Below are 17,073 nucleotides of genomic sequence, written 5' to 3'. Positions count from 1 at the left end.
CCAAGGTGGAGTGGCGACGCGCACCTGTCAAGACTTAAAGCACAGCGGGCTCGGAGTCCGGGCGATCGCCGGATGGCTCGAACCAGAGCGTTTGAAGCCGCGTACCGCACAACGCAGAAGCATGTCCCGGACCCCTTGCGCGAGTCCGGGACATGCTCGGCCGAAGGGCTCTCCGCCCTGGCGTCCTGCGTCTTCCGCCTTCTAGATCACCAGGCTGAGCGCCGCAGCAACGACGAAACCGGCGACCGACAGGACCGTCTCCAGGACGGTCCACGACTTCAGGGTGTCGCGCTCCGAGATGCCGAAGTACTTGCTGACCATCCAGAATCCGCCGTCGTTGACGTGCGAGGCGAAGATCGAGCCCGCCGAGATCGCCATGATGATCAGCGCGAGGTGCGCCTGGGACATGTCCTGGCCCTCGACCAGGGGCACCACGATGCCCGCCGTGGTCACGATCGCGACCGTCGCCGAGCCCTGTGCGACGCGGAGCACGACGGAAATCAGCCAGGCGAGCAGGATGACCGGGAGCCCGACGTCGTTGAAGGTGTCGGCGAGCGCGTCCGCGATGCCGCTGGCCTTGAGCACGGCTCCGAAGATTCCGCCCGCGCCGACGACCAGCAGGATGTTGCCGACCGGCTTGAGCGAGGACGTGGAGACCGACTCCAGCGACTTGCGGGACCAGCCGCGCCGGATGCCCAGCACGTAGTACGCGAGGAACAGCGCGATCGTCAGGGCGACGAACGGGTTGCCGAAGAACTCGACGACGGAGCGAAGGGTGGAGGGGTCCAGCGCGATGGAGGAGAACGTCGCGGCGAGGATCAGCACGAGCGGGGTGCCGATGATCGCGAGGACGGTCATGAGCCCGACCGGGTCCTCGCGCGGGGTGACCCCGGCGGCCCGCTGCTCGGCGGCGACGGCGGCCTTGGACTCCTCGGCCGCCTCGACCATGTCCTGCGGGACGTCGACGAAGATGCGCTTGCCGATCCACGCGGCGTAGACCCAGGCGGCGAGGACGGACGGGATGCCGACGACGGCGCCCATCAGGATGACCCAGCCGAGCGAGACGTCGAACAGTCCGGCGGCGGCGACGGGGCCGGGGTGCGGCGGCAGGAACGCGTGCGTCATCGAGAGACCGGCCAGCAGGGGCATCGCGTACAGCAGGATCGATTTTCCGGAGCGCTTGGCGGCGGCGTACACGATCGGCGCGAGGACGAAGATGCCGACGTCGAAGAAGACCGGGATACCGAAGATCAGGCCGGTGAGGCCCATGGCGAGCGGGGCGCGCTTCTCTCCGAAGAGGTTCAGCAGACGGGTGCTCAGCACCTCGGCCCCGCCGGAGACTTCGAGGATCGCGCCGAGCATCGTCCCGAGGCCGATGATGATCGCCACATGGCCGAGGATGCCGCCCATGCCCGATTCGATGACGGAGACGGCGGCGGATTTCTGCACCGTACCGAAGAGTTCGGTGACGGAGAGACCGGCGCCCAGGCCGACGGCTATGGAGACCGCGAGCAGGGCGACGAACGGCTGGAGCCTGACCTTGATGATCAGGAAGAGGAGGAGGGCGATTCCGAGGGCGGCGACGGTCAGCAGACCGGCGGTGCCGTCGATCAGCAGGAGGAGTCCACCGGTGTGGGGTGGCGTCTCGGCCGGCTGTGGGGTGGCGGCGAGCAGCATGGGTAACTCCGTGGTCGGAGAGGGCGCTTGGGCAGGGCGGAGCGCGGCACGGCGCCCCGGTGCTGCGGGGCGCCGTGCCGTTGCGGCGTGAGCGTGCGGTGGTGCGGTGGGGCAACGGGGTCGGCAGGATCAGCTGAGGACCGCGAGCGCGTCGATCTCGATGAGCAGGCCCTTGGGGAGACCGACGTAGACCGTCGTACGGGCGGCGGGCGCCTCCTTGAGGTTCTGCTCGCCGAAGTAGGTGTTGTAGATCTCGTTCATCTCCGCGAAGTGGTCCACGTCGGTGAGGTAGACGCGCATCATCATCACGTCGTCCCAGCTCGCGCCGCCCTCCTCCAGGATCGCCTTGACGTTGGCGAAGGTCTGGAGCGTCTGCTCGCGCAGCGTCGGGCCCGCGGGCGTGGGCGCCTGGCCCTCCACGGCGGGCAGGAAGCCGACCTGGCCGGCGACCTGGAGGATGTTCCCCTTCTTCACGCCGTGCGAGAACTTCGCGGGCGGGGCGGTGTGGGTGCTCGGGGTGAGAGCGGTCTTCTCGGTCATGACAGTTCAGGCTTTCTTCGTGGGGGCGTTGCCGGAGTACTCCCGGCTGATGGTGTCGGCGGTGCGACGCACCAGCGGAAGCAGGGTGAGGAGTTCCTCGCGTGTGACGACCACGTTGGGCGCGGACACCGACATGGCGGCGACGATCCGGCCGTCCGCGCCGCGGATGGGGGCGCCGACGCAGTTGATGGACTCCTCGTGGCCACCGAGGTCGGTGGCCCAGCCCTGTTCGCGTACGACGGCGAGTTCCTTGAGGAACGCCACCGCGTTCGGGGTCGAACGGGACGTGTACATGGGGTAGTCGAGCTTGTCGGCGATCACACGCCGCTCCGGCTCGGAGAGGTCGGCGAGCAGCAGCTTGGCGACCGCGGCGACAGTGATCGCGACCGGCTTGCCGATCCGCGAGTACATCCGGACCGGGTAGCGGCTCTCGACCTTGTCGATGTAGAGGACCTCGTTCTCCTCGTACACCGCGAGGTGCACGGTGTGCCCGCACTGCTCGTTCAGTTCGACGAGGTGGGGGTGGGCGATCTCGCGTACGTCGAGGTTCTCGACGGCTTCCTGCGCGAGCGCGAAGAGGCGGGCGCCCAGCCGGTAGCGCTGGTCGGCCTGGCGGTAGACGAGTCCGTGCTCGTGGAGCGTACGGAGCAGGCGCAGCGCCGTGGACTTGTGGACGCCGAGCCGCTCGGCGACCTGTCCGAGGTCGGCGGGTCCCTGGGCGAGCAGCGGAAGGATGCTCAGTGCCCGGTCGACGGTCTGGCTCATGTCCTGCGTACCTCCTGGTCGTCCCCCGTCCACCCGGGGCCGAGACGAAGTCTCCCCCAGGCGCCGTCGTCGAGACCCGCAAGGTGGTCGGCGTGGGCGCGGGCCGGGGGGTCGGTGAGGTCGCCGGGGACGGTGAGGACGGCGGCGGCCATCAGGTGACCGTGCCGTGCGCGGTCGCGTACGGGGAGTCCGCGCAGGGTGGCGGAGAGGAACCCGGCGGCGAACGCGTCACCGGCACCGACGGGCGCGACGACGTCCACCCGGAGGGCGGGGACGGTGACCGGGGACTCGGGGGCGTCCTCGGCCGCCGGGGCGTTCGAGGAGCGGGGCCCGGAGAAGACGGTCGCCCCGTCCGCGCCCTGCTTCACGACCAGCACGCCCGGTTCCGGCAGCGCCTCCCGGATCGCTTCGGCCCCCCGCAGGCCCCACGCCTCCTCGGCCTCGTCCTCCCCGACGAAGACGAGGTCCGAGCGGCGCGCGAGGTCGAGCAGGACGTCCGGACCCGCGGCGCCCTCGCGCCACAGCCCGGGCCGGTAGTTGACGTCGAACGAGACGAGCGGGCGGCCCTCCCGCGGCGCGGTCAGATCGCGGAGCAGCTCCAGGCAGTCCGCGGACAGGGCGGCGGTGATGCCGGACAGGTGCAGGACCCGGCCGGAGAACACGTCCTCGTACGGCATGTTCCGTACGGACATGGCGGAGGCGGCCGACCCGGCGCGGTAGTACGCCACCTCGTGGACGTCCGCCGCCCGGTCGGTGGCCGTACGGAAGTAGATGCCGGTGGGCCGGTCCGGGTCGCGCCGCACGGCACGGGTGTCGACCCCGTAGCCCCCGATCGTCTCCACGAGGTGGTCGCCGAAGCCGTCCGTGCCGACCCGGCTGACCCAGGCCGCCCGGTGTCCGGCCGCGGCCAGCGCGCAGGCGACATTGGACTCGGCGCCGCCGATCCCGCGCCCGAATTCGGGTACGTCGGCGAGGCGGCCCGGCCGCGAGGGCAGGAACGTCACCATGGACTCTCCGAGGCAGACGACATCGGTGGTCGCGGCGGCACGGACAGCCGTCCCTGCTCCGGGTCCGGGCACTCTGGGCTCCTCGCTGATCAGCGTTCAGCGCCGGTTCTCACCATTGACCCGGCGTCGGCTCGGATGTTAGACAGCGTTAAGCGATATGCGCAATGGGTGTTGCATATGCTGCAACGACAACTCTCTAGGAGGCTCCCTTGGCCGCCGACCACCAGGTCACCCTGGCCGGAATCGCCGACGAACGGGTCGACCACCGCTTCAAGGCACTGCCGCCCGACGCGGAGGGCCTGACCGTCGGCGACCTGGCCGCCGAGCGCCGCAACCTCTTCACCGGCGGGTTCACGACGCCGGTGCTGGCCCTGTCCGCGGAGTCGGTGGAGCACAACCTCGCCCTCCTGGAAACGTACGCGCTCCGCCACGGCCTGGCGTTCGCCCCGCACGGCAAGACCTCCATGGCCCCGCAGCTCTTCGCGGACCAGCTGGAGCGCGGCGCGTGGGGCATCACGGCGGCCGTCCCCCACCAGGCCAGGGTCTACCGGGCCTACGGCATCCGGCGGATCTTCCTGGCCAACGAGGTCGTCGACGCGGTCGCCCTGCACTGGGTGGCCCGCGAGCTGGAGGCGGACCCGGACTTCCACTTCGTCTGTTACGTCGACTCCGTCCGCGGCGTCGAGCTGATGGACGAGGCCCTGCGCGCGGCGGGCGCCACCCGCCCGGTCGACGTGGTCGTGGAGCTGGGCGCGGGCGAGGGTGCCCGCACCGGCGCCCGTACGGACGCCGACTGCGCGGCGGTCGCGGACGCGGTGGCCGCCGTGTCCACCCTCCGGCTGACGGGCGTCGCCGGGTACGAGGGCGAGGTACCGGACTCCTCCCCGGAGCGGGTGCGCGCCTGGCTGCGGCGCCTCGTCGCGGTGGCGGCGGACTTCGACCGGGCGGGCCGCTTCGCCGGTGCCGAGGAGATCCTGATCAGCGCGGGCGGCAGCGCCTGGTTCGACGCGGTGGCCGAGGTCTTCGCGGAGATCCCCGAACTCTCCCTGCCTGTATGCAAGTTGCTGCGGTCCGGGGCGTACGTCTCGCACGACGACGGCCATTACCTGCGCATCACCCCGTTCAACCGGGTCCCGGAGGAGGGCGCACTGCAGCCCGCCTTCCGGCTCTGGGCCCAGGTGGTGTCGCGTCCCTCCGGCGAGCAGGCGTTCCTCAACGCGGGCAAGCGGGACGCGGCGTACGACCTCGACCTCCCGCAGGCGCAGGTGATCCGCTCCGCACGCGACGGTTCCGTGCGCGCGGCGACGGGTGTCACGGTCACGGGTCTGTCGGACCAGCACACCTGGCTGAAGACCGGGCCGGAGGCGGAGCTGGAGGTGGGCGACTGGGTCGGGATGGGCCTGTCGCATCCCTGCACGAGCTTCGACAAGTGGCAGTTGATTCCGCTGGTCGAGGCGGACGGCACGGTCACGGACTACATCCGCACGTTCTTCTGACGGGTCCGGGGGGCCGAGCCCCCCGGTTCCTGAAAGGCACTCCATGGACCTGGTCATCCGCGACGCGACCGTCATCGACGGCTCCGGCGCCCCCGCCTACCGCGCCGACGTCGCCCTCGACGACGGCAGGATCGCCGCGATCCACCGCGAGGGCGACGGCCCCCGCCCCACCGCTGCGCGCACCCTCGAAGCCGACGGCCTGGCCCTCTCCCCCGGCTTCATCGACATGCACGCGCACAGTGATCTCGCGTTGCTCCGCGACCCGGACCACAGCGCGAAGGCCGCCCAGGGCGTCACCCTCGAAGTCCTGGGCCAGGACGGCCTCTCGTACGCGCCGGCCGACGACCGCACGCTCGCCGAGGTCCGGCGCTCCATCGCCGGCTGGAACGGCGACGGCGGCGACATCGACTTCGACTGGCGCACGGTCGGCGAGTACCTGGACCGTCTCGACCGCAACTTCGGGGGCCAGGGCATCGCGGTCAACGCCGCCTACCTGATCCCCCAGGGCACGGTCCGGATGTACGCGGTGGGCTGGGACGACCGGCCCGCCACCGACGCCGAACTGGCCCGGATGAAGGAGCTGGTGGACCAGGGCATGCGCGAGGGCGCGGTCGGCATGTCCTCGGGACTCACCTACACCCCCGGGATGTACGCGGACGACGCCGAACTCACCGAGCTGTGCCGGGTGGTGGCCCGGCACGGCGGCTACTACTGCCCGCACCACCGCAGTTACGGGGCCGGAGCACTGGCCGCGTACGAGGAGATGGTCCAGCTCACCCGGAACGCCGGCTGCGCCCTCCATCTCGCCCACGCCACCATGAACTTCGGCGTGAACAAGGGCAAGGCCCCCGACCTCCTCGCCCTCCTGGACGGCGCGCTCGCCGCCGGGGCCGACATCTCGCTCGACACCTACCCGTACACCCCCGGCTGCACCACGCTCGTCGCGATGCTGCCGAGCTGGGCGAGCGAGGGCGGACCGGAGTCGGTCCTGACCCGGCTCGCGGAGGCGGAGAGCGCGGAGCGGATCCGGCACCACCTGGAGGTACTGGGGTCGGACGGCTGCCACGGGGTGCCGATCGAGTGGGACACCATCGAGATCTCCGGCGTCGGCGCGCCGCACCTGGCCGAGTACGTGGGCCGTACAGTCGCGGAGTCGGCCCGGCTCCGGAGCGAGGAGCCCTGGGTGACCGCGCGGCGGCTGCTCACCGAGGACCGGCTGGGGACGACGATCCTCCAGCACGTGGGCCATGAGGAGAACGTCCAGCAGATCATGCGCCACCCCGTCCACACGGGCGGCAGCGACGGCATCCTCCAGGGCGACAAGCCGCACCCCCGCGCGTACGGCACGTTCCCGCAGTATCTGGGGCGGTACGTGAGGGAGCTGGGCGTCCTTCCGCTGGAGGAGTGCGTGGCCCACCTCACCTCGCGCCCGGCGGCCCGGCTGCGGCTGCCCGACCGGGGGCTGGTCCGCGAGGGCTACCGCGCGGACCTCGTCCTCTTCGACCCGGACACGGTGGCGGCCGGCTCCACGTTCGACACTCCGCGCACCCTGCCCGTGGGCATCCCGCACGTCCTCATCGACGGCCGCCCCGTCATCGAGGACGGCAAGCGGACCTCGGTCCTGGCGGGGAGGGCCGTACGGAATCCGGGCTCCTCCGGCGGCTGAGGACGGCGCGCAGGACGGCGCGCAGGGCGACCCCGGCCCGCCGGCTCAACGGCCGACGGGCCGGCGCTGCAAGGTGTCCGCCGCCGAACCGGTGCGGTCCATGCGCTGCCAGCCCAGCCGGTTGCCGAGCAGGGCGGTGACCACCGACTGGACCACGACCAGGTACATCAGCTGCCGGTAGACGAAGATCTGGAGCGGCAGCGTCCAGAGCGGCTCGAACTTCTCCCGGTCCAGTCGCAGCGCGTACACCGCGCAGAAGACCTGGACGGCGGTGAAGCCGAGCCACACCAGCGCCGACTGTCCCGCGTCGCGGAAGAGCAGCCCGTACAGCGCGAACACGTCGACCAGCGGGGCGAGCAGCGGAAGCACCGTCTGGAAGAGCGCCAGATAGGTCAGCCCGCGCCGCCCCAGTTTGCCGCCGGGGCCACGCTCGACCAGGGCGCGGCGGTGCTTCCACATCGCCTGGAGGGTGCCGTAGCACCAGCGGTAGCGCTGCTTCCACAGCTGGCGGACGGAGGACGGCGCCTCGGTCCAGGCGATGGCGGACTCCTCGTAGACCACCCGCCAGCCGGCCCGGCCGAGCGCCATCGTGAGGTCGGTGTCCTCGGCGAGCGTGGCGTCGCTGACACCACCGACGCCCATCAGCGCGTCCCGGCGGAACGCGCCGATCGCGCCGGGCACGGTCGGCATGCACTCCATGACGTCGAACATGCGGCGGTCGAGATTGAAGCCGATGACGTATTCGAGGTGCTGCCAACGGCCCAGGATTCCCTGCCGGTTGCCGACCTTCGTGTTGCCGCTGACCGCGCCCACGCGCGGGTCGGAAAGCGGCTGGATCAGGTTGCGGATCGCCTCGGGCTCGAAGACCGTGTCGCCGTCGATCATCACGACGATGTCGAAGTGGGCCCAGGCCAGACCGGTGTTGAGCGCGCTCGCCTTGCCCCCGTTGGGCTGGCGGACCACCATCACACGGGAGTCGGGGATCGACTCGGCGATCTCGTACGTACGGTCGGTGGAACCGTCGTCCACCACGATGACCTGCACGTACTCATGGGTGGAGGCGAGCAGCGAGCGTACGGTCGCCTCGATCCCCGCCTCCTCGTTGTACGCGGGGACGATCACCGAGACCGGATCGGTGAGCGGAGGCACGCGCGGGGCGCCCCGGCGCCTGCTCCGCTTCGCGCGCACCCGCGCCACGTGCATCCGGGCGACGGTGAGCAGCAGGACGAGCCGCAGCACCGTGAGCACCCCGGCCACCACGAGCAGTCCGGTCATCGCGTCGGCGAAGGCACGGGACAGCCGCTGCGCCAGGACGACCGCGGAGCCCTTCCACTCGGAGAGGACGGACACCTCGTACATCGCCGAGGGCTGGCCGAGGCCCCGGCTGACCGTCGTGTACGTCAGCTCGTCCCCGGCGCCCGCGCGCAGGAGCTCCGCGGTCTCGGTGACGGCCTCGGCGGAGCCGGTGAACTGCCGCAGGGCGCCGCGCTCCGCGCCCCGCCCGGGGTCGTCCGCGGTGACCACCACGTAGCCGTCGAGGACGGCCGTGCGCGCGGCCTGCCACTGCTCGCCGCAGAGCTTCTTGGCGGTGGTCGTGTGCGGCAGGCGCAGCAGCGGGGTGCCGACGCCCGCGGTTCCGGCGAAGGCGTTCTCGGTGAGGGAGAGTTCGAGGCCCGCACGGATGCCGGACACCCGGCCGAGGTCGGCGTCCGTGTAGGTGTGGGAGCCGATCTCGTGGCCCTCGCCCCTGATCCGGCGTACGAGGTCCGGGTGGGCGGCGGCCTCGGTGCCGGTGAGGAAGAAGGTGGCCCGCGCCCGGTGCTCGCGGAGCAGGTCCAGCAGGCGCGGGGTCCAGGCCGGGTCCGGACCGCCGTCGTAGGTGAGGGCGACGTTGCCCGGCTGCATCTCGGAGGCCCTGACCCCACCGGTCTTCGGATCCAGGCGGACGACGGGGCCGCCGACGTACGGGGCCTGCGCGGGGGCGGCGCAGGCGGAGGCGCCGGAGGCCGGGGCTATCTCGTGACGGCCGTACCCGCTGAACAGGAGCGCGGTGGCGGCGGCGGCCAGCGTCAGTGTCAGCAGGACCCAGTGGGCTTTCGGCTCACGGCGCTGCGCGTGCCTGGTCACGGCTTCCTCCCCTTGCCGGTCGCGGCGGGTTCGGCCGGGGTGCCACGGCCCTCGCTCCCGGTGCCGTTGCCGGGCGCCGGAGCGGATGACGTGGCCGGGGTCGGCGCGGGACCGGAAGCCGGGGCGGAGCTCGTGACCGACGGGCTGGGAGCCGGCGTCGCGGACTCGGCGGCGCCCTTGTCGGCCGCCGCCGGGACGGCCGACGGCTTCCGGCTCGGAGAGCCGGTCGGCGTCGGCGAGTGCTCGGCGCGCACGGGCGGATTCCCGCCGTTGTTTCCGCTCCAGGGCAGCGAACCGCCCGCCGGACCGGAGCCGGACAGTCCCGCCACGACGGCTCCGAGGAACAGAACGCAGGAGACGCCGAGCAACGCAGCCGCGTACTTCACGAAACGGCTGCGTCGCCCGGAGGCGTCGACGAATACCGCGCTGCTCTGCTCACTCCGGTGACCCATGGCCGGGGATTGTACGGAGCGCGACCCTCCACCAGAAAGCGAACTCCGATACCAGCACATTCCACCGGACAGCTCCGGTTGCGGGACTCCGACTGCCGGGGCTCGCCGCGGACGCTACGGCTTGGGCAGGGCGCACCCTTCACGGCCCAGGTCGATCTTGTTGCCGACGCCGACGCACGGCACGATGCCGTAGGTCTGCTGGGCGTAGTTGATGCCCTGGCGAACGGTCACGTTGCCGGACTCGTCGACCTCGCACGGATTGTTGTCCGTGCACTCCTGCCCGTCCTCATTGCCCGTGTTGTTCACGGCGACGACCTTGCCGGTCGCGTTGTCGATCACCGGGGAGCCGGACGTGCCGCCGATCGTCTTGCAGGCGGAGGTGTAGCGGACCGAATCCTTCCAGGTCCACAGCCCCTCCTTGAGGCGGTAGGCGAAGCCGTCGATACTGCAGCTGTACGTCCGCTTCCAGTACCCGGACACGACCGTGATCGCGGTGCCCTGCACCGGGTGGGCGGCGTTGAGTTCCAGCGCCTTGATGCCGTAGGCGCTCTCTATCTGGGCGTAGGTGCTGGTGAGCTCGTACAGCGAGACATCGGTGTCCGTCATCGTCCCGTACGCGATCTTGCTCGCGCGCAGCGTGCCGACGCCGGTGCCCGCGGCGTTCAGCAGAGTGAAACTGCGGGTGGACGGCTGGTCGATCACGACCTCGCCAGGGCCGGGAAAGCCGGACTCCATGCAGTGCCCGTTGGAGAGCACGAGTGCGGGGTCGGTCGCCTGGGAGCTCGGCGTGCGGACGACGGAACCGGAACAGTTGCTGAGCGCGACCGTCCCTGCGAAGCCGATCGCCTTGGGCCGTGCTTTCGCCACGGCCGCGGCCCTGCTCGAATCCGCCGCGACCGTCGCCGTGCCGGGCGCTGCCGCTTCGCGACTGGTGGCCGCGGTCGCGGGTGCGATGCCCGCCCCGAGGAGCAGGACGGTGAAAAGTGCGCCGACGAGAGGCTTTTTCATGTGGGGGTCCCCTCAAGTGACCTCTGTGACCGGAGTTTTTCCGGTTTTTTGACATGCGCATGGTGGCGCATGCGAGAGGTCCCCACAAGGGACCGAATCAAGCCCCGGGCGGCTCCTGCCCGATCCGTCCGGCCACCGGACGCCGGGACACGCCGGACCCCCTGACGGCGCGCGGCCCCGTCCGGGTCAGCCGGGCCGTGTGCTCGCCCCCGGCTCCTGAAGGAGGTTCTCCCGCCCCCACGCGCCCAGCGGCTCCAGCGCCTCGTTGAGCGCGACACCGAGCGGGGTCAGCGAGTACTCGACGCGGGGCGGCACCTCGGCATGCACCTCGCGGTGCACGATGCCGTCCTCCTCCAGCTCCCGCAGATGCGACGTCAGCACCTTCTCGGTCACCCCCGGCACCTGTCTGCGCAGCTCACCGAAGCGGTACGCCTGCTCGTTGAGCGCCCACAGAATCAGGCCCTTCCACTTGCCGCCGACGACGTCCATCGCGGCGTCGATCCCGCAGACGTACGCCCCCGGCCTCCGCGCGGCACCCATGGTCCACCCCTCCCACCTGGTCACTCACCCTGGGGTAACCACCCACTTCCAAGTGGGTACTTGATCGTTCCAGGGCCCACGGGAAGCCTAGTCGTCATGACTGACAACACCCCCGGGAAAACCCCGCTCACCCTGCTCGGCCTGGGTGCCATGGGCACCGCCCTCGCCCGCACCTGGCTCGCCGCCGGGCACCCCCTGACCGTCTGGAACCGCACCCCCGCACGGGCCGAACCGCTCGCCGCCCTCGGTGCGCGGGCGGCCGGAACCGCCGCCGAAGCGGTCGCCGCGAGCGAGCTCGTCGTGGTCTGCCTGCTCGACGACGCCTCGGTCGAGGAGGCGCTGACCGGCGCCGACCTGACCGGCAAGGATCTGGTCGACCTCACCACCGGCACCCCCGGCCAGGCCCGCGCCCGCGCCGCGTGGGCCCGGGAGCGGGGCGCCCGGTTCCTGGACGGCGGCATCATGGCGGTCCCGCCGATGATCGGCGTACCGGAGTCCGGCGGTTACGTCTTCTACAGCGGCTCCCGGGCCGCCTTCGACACCCATCACAGGACTCTCGCGGTGCCCACCGGGGCCAGGTACGTCGGCGAGGACGCCGGCTTCGCCGCCCTCCAGGACGTGGCCCTGCTGAGTGCGATGACGGGCATGTTCGCCGGCCTGTCCCACGCCTTCGCACTCGTCCGTGAGGAGAACATCGACCTCAAGGAGTTCGCGCAGTTCCTCGTCGACTGGCTCACCGCCATGGCCCCGGCCACGCACACGACGGCCGAGGAGCTGACCAGCGGCGACTACACCACGGGCGTGGTCTCGAACCTCGCGATGATGGTCGCGGGCAACACCACTCTGTTGCGCACGGCCGAGGAGCAGGGCGTCAGCAGCGAACTGCTGCTGCCCTTCATGGACCTGATGGAACGCCGACTGAAGGACGGACACGGCGACGAGAGCGGCACCGGCGTGATCGAACTCCTCGGTCGCTGACCGAGGGACCTGGGTCCTGCGGACGAGTCGCCCGGTCCCCGGGTCGGAGGCGTTCCCGGCTCCCGTCTGCGTACCGTCGAGGTATGACACTCGACCTCGACGCCTATTTCGCCCGCATCGGCTGGACCGGGGAGCGCCGCCCCACCGTGGAGGTGCTGCGGTCCGTGCACCGGGCCCACATGCTCGGCATCCCGTTCGAGAATCTGGAACCCGTCCTCGGTTCCGCGCCCTCGCTCGCACTCGCGGACCTGGAGGCGAAGCTCGTCCGCGGGGGACGCGGCGGCTACTGCTACGAGCACAACACCCTCTTCGCCGCCGTCCTGACCAGGCTGGGTTTCCCGGTGACACTGCTCGCCGCACGCGTGGTGGTGGGAGCGGCGCCCGGTGACATCCGCCCGCGTACGCACATGCTGATGGAGGTGGACGTGGAGGGCGAACCCACCCCCTGGCTCGCCGACGTCGGCTTCGGGTCCAGCGGCGCGCTGCTGGAGCCGATCCCCCTGGCGGAGAACGTGGAGCTGCACGACACCCCGCGCCACCACCGGCTCGCGCACGCCCCGCACACCGGGCCGCTGGAGCTGTGGGAGCTCCAGACGGAGAAGAGCGGGGTCTGGGAGCCGCAGTACACCTTCACGCGGGAGCCGTTCGAGGCACCCGACTTCGAGGTCATCAACTGGCACATCGCGACCAACCCGCGCTCCCCGTTCAGCCGGGCCGTGTACGCGCAGCGCACCACGCCCGAGGCCCATCTGGCGCTCTCGGGCCTGGATCTCGTGAGGACGGCGGCCGACGGCACGGTAGAGGAACGCGTGCTGGCGGACTCCGCCGAGGCGCTGCGGGTGCTGGCCGACGACTTCACCCTCCGGCTCCCGGAGGGCACCCGCCTCCCCGGGTGAGAACCGGGGAGGGCGCTCCCGGGAGGGACCCCCCGCGTGGCGCATCTCACCCGGAGCCGCCCGCACGGCCGCTCACGCCCGCATTCCAAGCCGCGACGCCGCCCCGACCGGCCCTTCCGACGGCCGGGGACGGCGGGCGGTCTGCCGATGGAAGACGGGCCGCGCCGGTGGGGCCCCCCGATGGGAGGAACCGGCGGGGAATCTCCGCGCACCCGGCGAAACACGGTCGTAAGCTCGCAGACATGCAGGTCACCCAGTCCACGAAGCTCTCCGGCGTCTGTTACGAAATCCGGGGTCCGGTGCTAGAGGAGGCGATGCGGCTGGAAGCAGCAGGTCACCGCATCCTCAAGCTCAACACCGGCAACCCCGCCGCGTTCGGATTCGAGTGCCCGCCCGAGATCCTCGAAGACATCCTGCGCAACCTCTCCGGGGCGCACGGCTACGGCGACGCGAAGGGCCTGCTGTCCGCGCGCCGCGCGGTGATGCAGCACTACCAGACCAAGGCGATCGACCTCGACGTCGAGGACATCTACCTCGGCAACGGCGTCTCCGAACTGATCCAGATGTCGATGCAGGCGCTGCTCGACGACGGCGACGAGGTGCTCGTACCCGCTCCGGACTATCCGCTGTGGACCGCGTCGGTCTCCCTGGCCGGCGGCACGGCCGTGCACTACCGGTGCGACGAGCAGGCCGACTGGATGCCCGACCTCGCCGACATCGAGCGGAAGATCACCGACCGCACCAAGGCGATCGTGATCATCAATCCGAACAACCCGACCGGCGCGGTGTACGACGACGAGATGCTGCGGGGGCTGACGGAGATCGCCCGGCGCCACCAGCTGGTCGTCTGCTCGGACGAGATCTACGACCGCATCCTCTACGACGGCGCGACGCACACGCCGACGGCCGCGATCGCCCCCGATCTGATGGTGCTGACCTTCAACGGCCTGTCCAAGAACTACCGGGTCGCGGGCTACCGCTCCGGCTGGCTCGCGGTCTGCGGTCCGAAGGCGCACGCCACCTCGTACATCGAGGGGCTGACGATCCTCGCCAACATGCGGCTGTGCGCCAACATGCCCTCGCAGCACGCGGTGGCCACGGCGCTCGGCGGACGCCAGTCGATCAACGATCTGGTGCTGCCCGGTGGACGCATCCTGGAGCAGCGGGACGTGGCGTACGACCTGCTGACGCAGATCCCCGGGGTGACGTGCGTGAAGCCGAAGGGGGCGCTGTACCTCTTCCCCCGGCTCGACCCGAAGGTCTACAAGATCAAGGACGACCGGCAGATGGTGCTGGACCTGCTGCAGGCCGAGAAGATCATGGTCGTGCAGGGTACGGGGTTCAACTGGCCGGAGCCCGATCACTTCCGGATCGTGACGCTGCCCCCGGCCAAGGATCTGGTCGCCGCCGTGACCCGGATCGGGAACTTCCTGGACGGTTACAGCCAGCCCTAGGGGTCCGCGCGAGCAGGCTTTACCGGATCGCGCACAACTTTAGACTGAATCCAAGCTAGGATGGATCCACTGCAACGCCAGGAGGCCATCCCATGTACGAGCCGATCCGCACGAAGTCGGTCCACACGACGGCCGACGACGCCGATTTCCCGCACCGTACGCGCGAGGAGGAGCTGGACATCCAGCTCGCCGGGCACCTGGCCGCACTGCTCGCCGTCACCGACGAGCTGGGGCTCGGCCCCGCAGGTGACCGCATCGCCGAGCAGGTGGCCCGGCTCCGCGGTGCGCCGCCCGCGCGGCACGCGGGCCTGACCGAAGCATCCCCGGCCGTCCTTCACCGGCGCGCCCACGCCCTCGCGGGCCGCGCCCTGGTGGTGGCCGCGTCCCGCGCGGACACGGCGGCGGCGATCCTGGCGGCCGAGCGCATGGACGCGCACGCCGCCGCGACCGAGGTCACGGACGCACCCTCGCGCCTCGTCGGCGCCCACTGACGGCCCCGGTCCACGGGCCTTCGAGGCGCGCGGACCGGGTGCCACCCATGGAACGACCGGGGTTCGACGGACGGGCTGCGGCCCCGCCCGTCCGTCGGGCCCCGTTTAGCGGCGTACGCGGATGGTCGCCGCCGCCGTGGCGCCGGTGTGCAGGTCGTCGCCCGGGTAGGCGACCTCGTACGTCACCGCACCCGTGGCCCGCGGCAGGTCGTTGATCCGGAACGTGCCGTCCGAGGCCACGGCCGCCGAGGTCAGCGTGCCGGTGCCCTGGCGGTCGGTGCGGGTGACGGTCAGGGCGATACCGGCGGGCAGCGGGCGGCCCTGGGCGGTCAGCCTGCCCGTGATCTCCAGACCGGCACTCTTGATCGCCTCCGCGGGAGCCGTCAGAGCGATCGCCGTCGGCGCCTTCGCGACCGGGACCGTGAGCGTGATGTCCTGCGCCGGGCGGCGCGTGACGTCACCGGTGAAGGAGACGGTGTACGTCGCCTCTCCGACCAGCGACGGGACGTCGAGGACCGTGAACGAACCGTCCGCGTCGACCTCGACGGCCGCCAGCTTCCGGTCGCCGTTCGCGTCGTGCCGTACCGCCGAGACCTTCAGCGGCTCGGTGGGCGCCGGCCCGTCGACCTCCAACCGGCCCCGGAGTCCCAGGGGTTCACCCACCACGGCCTGACTCGGGGCAGTCGTCAGGGACCCGGTGAACCGGGAGTCGAACTGGGCGGCCGGCGGCTGGATCACATGCAGCCAGTACTCGGTGCCGTACGTGTTGGTGGTGACGGCGAAGAGCCGGGCGCCGTCCTGCGACCAGCCGAGGCCCCGCGGGGCGATCCGGTTCCCGTCCAGCGCGCCGTCGAAGGCGAACTCCAGCGGCGCCGTGCGGTCCTCCGGGTCCGCGGGCTGGATCAGCAGGTCCGGCGTGCTCCCGGCGGCGGATGCGCCGCGCGCGATGTACTTCCTGTCACCGCTGAACGAGACCGCGCTCGCCGTGGCGTCCGTCGGCAGCGGCTGGTACGGGACCGGCGCGTCCGACAGGTCGGCGGCTTCCAGGAGGCGGGTGCCGCCTGCGGCGTCGGCGACCGCGATGCGCTGCCCGTCGGCGGACTGCGCGATGTCCTTCAGATCCAGCGCGCCCTTGCCCTCGCTGTCCGCGAACCGGCGCTCCGGGCCGCGCACGAGCGTGTCACCGCTCGCGTCGAAGGTGGTGACGAACGGGTCGTTGGTCACGCCCGCGGTGCGCGACTGCCCCATGACGAGGCGGTCGGGCGCCTGGGGCCCGCTCGCCAGCCTCAGCCGTCCCATGTCGTTCCAGCCGGTCTGGAACACCTGGCTGCCCTCGACCCCGTACAGCCAGCTCTGGCGGGTGTCGCAGTCACTCAGCGCCGGAACCTCCGTGTACCACTGCTTGCCGCCGGCGAAGGCCACATCGCGCGGGCAGTCCACGTAGTAGTTGGCATACGCCTGGCCGGTGCGCTCCTGCGTCACGGTGTCGAAGGAGAGGATGCCCGTCGACTGGGAGACGTAGAGCGTCGCGCTGTCCGCGCTGAGCGCCATCCCGGACGGCGAGCTGTCGGTGGTCAGCGAACCGACCTTCTGCCCCTCGAAGTTGTAGACCTGGACGAGGCCCGCGGTGCGGACCCTGCGGTCATCGGTCACATAGACCCGCTCGTGCACGGAGTCGACGACGAGCGCCGAGTACGAGGAGATCGGGAGCTTGGCCACCTGGTCCTCGGCCGCCTGGGCGGCGGGTGCGGTCACCGCTGTCAGCCCCACGGTCGCGAAGGTCAGCGCGGCCAGGGCCGACGCCGTACGCAAGTAATGCCGAGACATCTTCAACTGAGTCCCCCACAGGCTCTGTTGGGCCACGCGTAAAGGCGGGCACCATGTGAAGGATCATGCAACATGTGTGAAGGTGTCGTGCGCAAGTCTCCGGCCATGAACGGATGTTCTCCGCGAAAGGGGCGGCCCCCGGAAGCGTG

The 17,073-nt window shown here is 71.2% G+C and carries 15 protein-coding genes; 6 read left to right on the top strand and 9 right to left on the bottom strand.

All coding sequences use genetic code 11. The features are described from left to right. Positions 1-201: 201 nt before the first annotated feature. From OG230_RS22645 to OG230_RS22630, 4 genes are all read right to left on the bottom strand, one after another. Positions 202-1,677, bottom strand: a complete 1,476-nt coding sequence (locus OG230_RS22645; protein ID WP_328905541.1) for a GntP family permease — start codon at positions 1,675-1,677, stop codon at positions 202-204. A gap of 129 nt (positions 1,678-1,806) precedes the next feature. Then, positions 1,807-2,217: a RidA family protein gene (locus OG230_RS22640; protein ID WP_328905540.1), complete on the bottom strand. Its 411-nt coding sequence runs from the start codon at positions 2,215-2,217 to the stop codon at positions 1,807-1,809. Positions 2,218-2,223: 6 nt separating this feature from the next. Beyond that, complete coding sequence (locus OG230_RS22635) at positions 2,224-2,982, bottom strand: IclR family transcriptional regulator (protein ID WP_328905539.1); 759 nt, start codon at positions 2,980-2,982, stop codon at positions 2,224-2,226. After that, positions 2,979-4,061, bottom strand: coding sequence for a sugar kinase (locus OG230_RS22630; protein WP_328905538.1), 1,083 nt, complete (start codon positions 4,059-4,061; stop codon positions 2,979-2,981). Before OG230_RS22630 ends, OG230_RS22635 begins: the two co-directional genes overlap by 4 nt. Positions 4,062-4,198: 137 nt before the next feature. Between OG230_RS22630 and OG230_RS22625 the strand changes: the two genes are divergently transcribed. Continuing rightward, entirely contained in the window at positions 4,199-5,485 is a 1,287-nt protein-coding gene (locus tag OG230_RS22625) for an alanine racemase (protein ID WP_328905537.1), read from the top strand. A 43-nt stretch (positions 5,486-5,528) separates the two neighbouring features. Continuing rightward, complete coding sequence (locus OG230_RS22620) at positions 5,529-7,151, top strand: N-acyl-D-amino-acid deacylase family protein (RefSeq protein WP_328905536.1); 1,623 nt, start codon at positions 5,529-5,531, stop codon at positions 7,149-7,151. A gap of 45 nt (positions 7,152-7,196) precedes the next feature. On the opposite strand, the gene OG230_RS22615 is transcribed toward OG230_RS22620, so the two are convergent. From OG230_RS22615 to OG230_RS22600, 4 genes are all read right to left on the bottom strand, one after another. Then, entirely contained in the window at positions 7,197-9,278 is a 2,082-nt protein-coding gene (locus OG230_RS22615; RefSeq protein ID WP_328905535.1) for a bifunctional polysaccharide deacetylase/glycosyltransferase family 2 protein, read from the bottom strand. Then, complete coding sequence (locus OG230_RS22610) at positions 9,275-9,730, bottom strand: hypothetical protein (RefSeq protein ID WP_328905534.1); 456 nt, start codon at positions 9,728-9,730, stop codon at positions 9,275-9,277. The genes OG230_RS22615 and OG230_RS22610 overlap by 4 nt, the downstream gene beginning before the upstream one ends. 114 nt (positions 9,731-9,844) lie before the next feature. After that, positions 9,845-10,738, bottom strand: a complete 894-nt coding sequence (locus OG230_RS22605) for a S1 family peptidase (RefSeq protein ID WP_328905533.1) — start codon at positions 10,736-10,738, stop codon at positions 9,845-9,847. Between the two features lie 186 nt (positions 10,739-10,924). Further along, positions 10,925-11,278 (bottom strand): winged helix-turn-helix transcriptional regulator, encoded by a 354-nt coding sequence (locus OG230_RS22600; RefSeq protein WP_328905532.1) that lies wholly within the window; start codon positions 11,276-11,278, stop codon positions 10,925-10,927. Between the two features lie 96 nt (positions 11,279-11,374). Between OG230_RS22600 and OG230_RS22595 the strand changes: the two genes are divergently transcribed. The 4 genes from OG230_RS22595 (at position 11,375) to OG230_RS22580 (ending at position 15,097) form a co-directional block, all read left to right on the top strand. Further along, entirely contained in the window at positions 11,375-12,256 is an 882-nt protein-coding gene (locus OG230_RS22595; protein WP_328905531.1) for an NAD(P)-dependent oxidoreductase, read from the top strand. 83 nt (positions 12,257-12,339) lie between these two features. Then, positions 12,340-13,152: an arylamine N-acetyltransferase family protein gene (locus OG230_RS22590; RefSeq protein ID WP_328905530.1), complete on the top strand. Its 813-nt coding sequence runs from the start codon at positions 12,340-12,342 to the stop codon at positions 13,150-13,152. A gap of 242 nt (positions 13,153-13,394) precedes the next feature. Beyond that, a complete protein-coding gene (locus OG230_RS22585; RefSeq protein WP_328905529.1) occupies positions 13,395-14,606 on the top strand; it encodes a pyridoxal phosphate-dependent aminotransferase in 1,212 nt (403 codons plus the stop codon). Between the two features lie 92 nt (positions 14,607-14,698). Next, positions 14,699-15,097, top strand: coding sequence for an SCO4983 family protein (locus OG230_RS22580; RefSeq protein ID WP_328905528.1), 399 nt, complete (start codon positions 14,699-14,701; stop codon positions 15,095-15,097). A gap of 105 nt (positions 15,098-15,202) precedes the next feature. On the opposite strand, the gene OG230_RS22575 is transcribed toward OG230_RS22580, so the two are convergent. Next, positions 15,203-16,924, bottom strand: a complete 1,722-nt coding sequence (locus tag OG230_RS22575) for an Ig-like domain repeat protein (RefSeq protein ID WP_328905527.1) — start codon at positions 16,922-16,924, stop codon at positions 15,203-15,205. Between the last annotated feature and the right edge of the window lie 149 nt (positions 16,925-17,073).

The organism is Streptomyces sp. NBC_00234, from assembly GCF_036195325.1.
Lineage (GTDB): Bacteria > Actinomycetota > Actinomycetes > Streptomycetales > Streptomycetaceae > Streptomyces.
This window is presented reverse-complemented; position numbering and strand designations above follow the sequence as displayed.

Coding starts and splice junctions, on each gene's coding strand:
- OG230_RS22645 (WP_328905541.1), bottom strand. CDS start 1,677: ATGCTGCTCGCCGCCACCCCACAGCCGGCCGAGACGCCACCCCACACC.
- OG230_RS22640 (WP_328905540.1), bottom strand. CDS start 2,217: ATGACCGAGAAGACCGCTCTCACCCCGAGCACCCACACCGCCCCGCCC.
- OG230_RS22635 (WP_328905539.1), bottom strand. CDS start 2,982: ATGAGCCAGACCGTCGACCGGGCACTGAGCATCCTTCCGCTGCTCGCC.
- OG230_RS22620 (WP_328905536.1), top strand. CDS start 5,529: ATGGACCTGGTCATCCGCGACGCGACCGTCATCGACGGCTCCGGCGCC.
- OG230_RS22610 (WP_328905534.1), bottom strand. CDS start 9,730: ATGGGTCACCGGAGTGAGCAGAGCAGCGCGGTATTCGTCGACGCCTCC.
- OG230_RS22605 (WP_328905533.1), bottom strand. CDS start 10,738: ATGAAAAAGCCTCTCGTCGGCGCACTTTTCACCGTCCTGCTCCTCGGG.
- OG230_RS22600 (WP_328905532.1), bottom strand. CDS start 11,278: ATGGGTGCCGCGCGGAGGCCGGGGGCGTACGTCTGCGGGATCGACGCC.
- OG230_RS22595 (WP_328905531.1), top strand. CDS start 11,375: ATGACTGACAACACCCCCGGGAAAACCCCGCTCACCCTGCTCGGCCTG.
- OG230_RS22590 (WP_328905530.1), top strand. CDS start 12,340: ATGACACTCGACCTCGACGCCTATTTCGCCCGCATCGGCTGGACCGGG.
- OG230_RS22585 (WP_328905529.1), top strand. CDS start 13,395: ATGCAGGTCACCCAGTCCACGAAGCTCTCCGGCGTCTGTTACGAAATC.
- OG230_RS22580 (WP_328905528.1), top strand. CDS start 14,699: ATGTACGAGCCGATCCGCACGAAGTCGGTCCACACGACGGCCGACGAC.
- OG230_RS22575 (WP_328905527.1), bottom strand. CDS start 16,924: ATGTCTCGGCATTACTTGCGTACGGCGTCGGCCCTGGCCGCGCTGACC.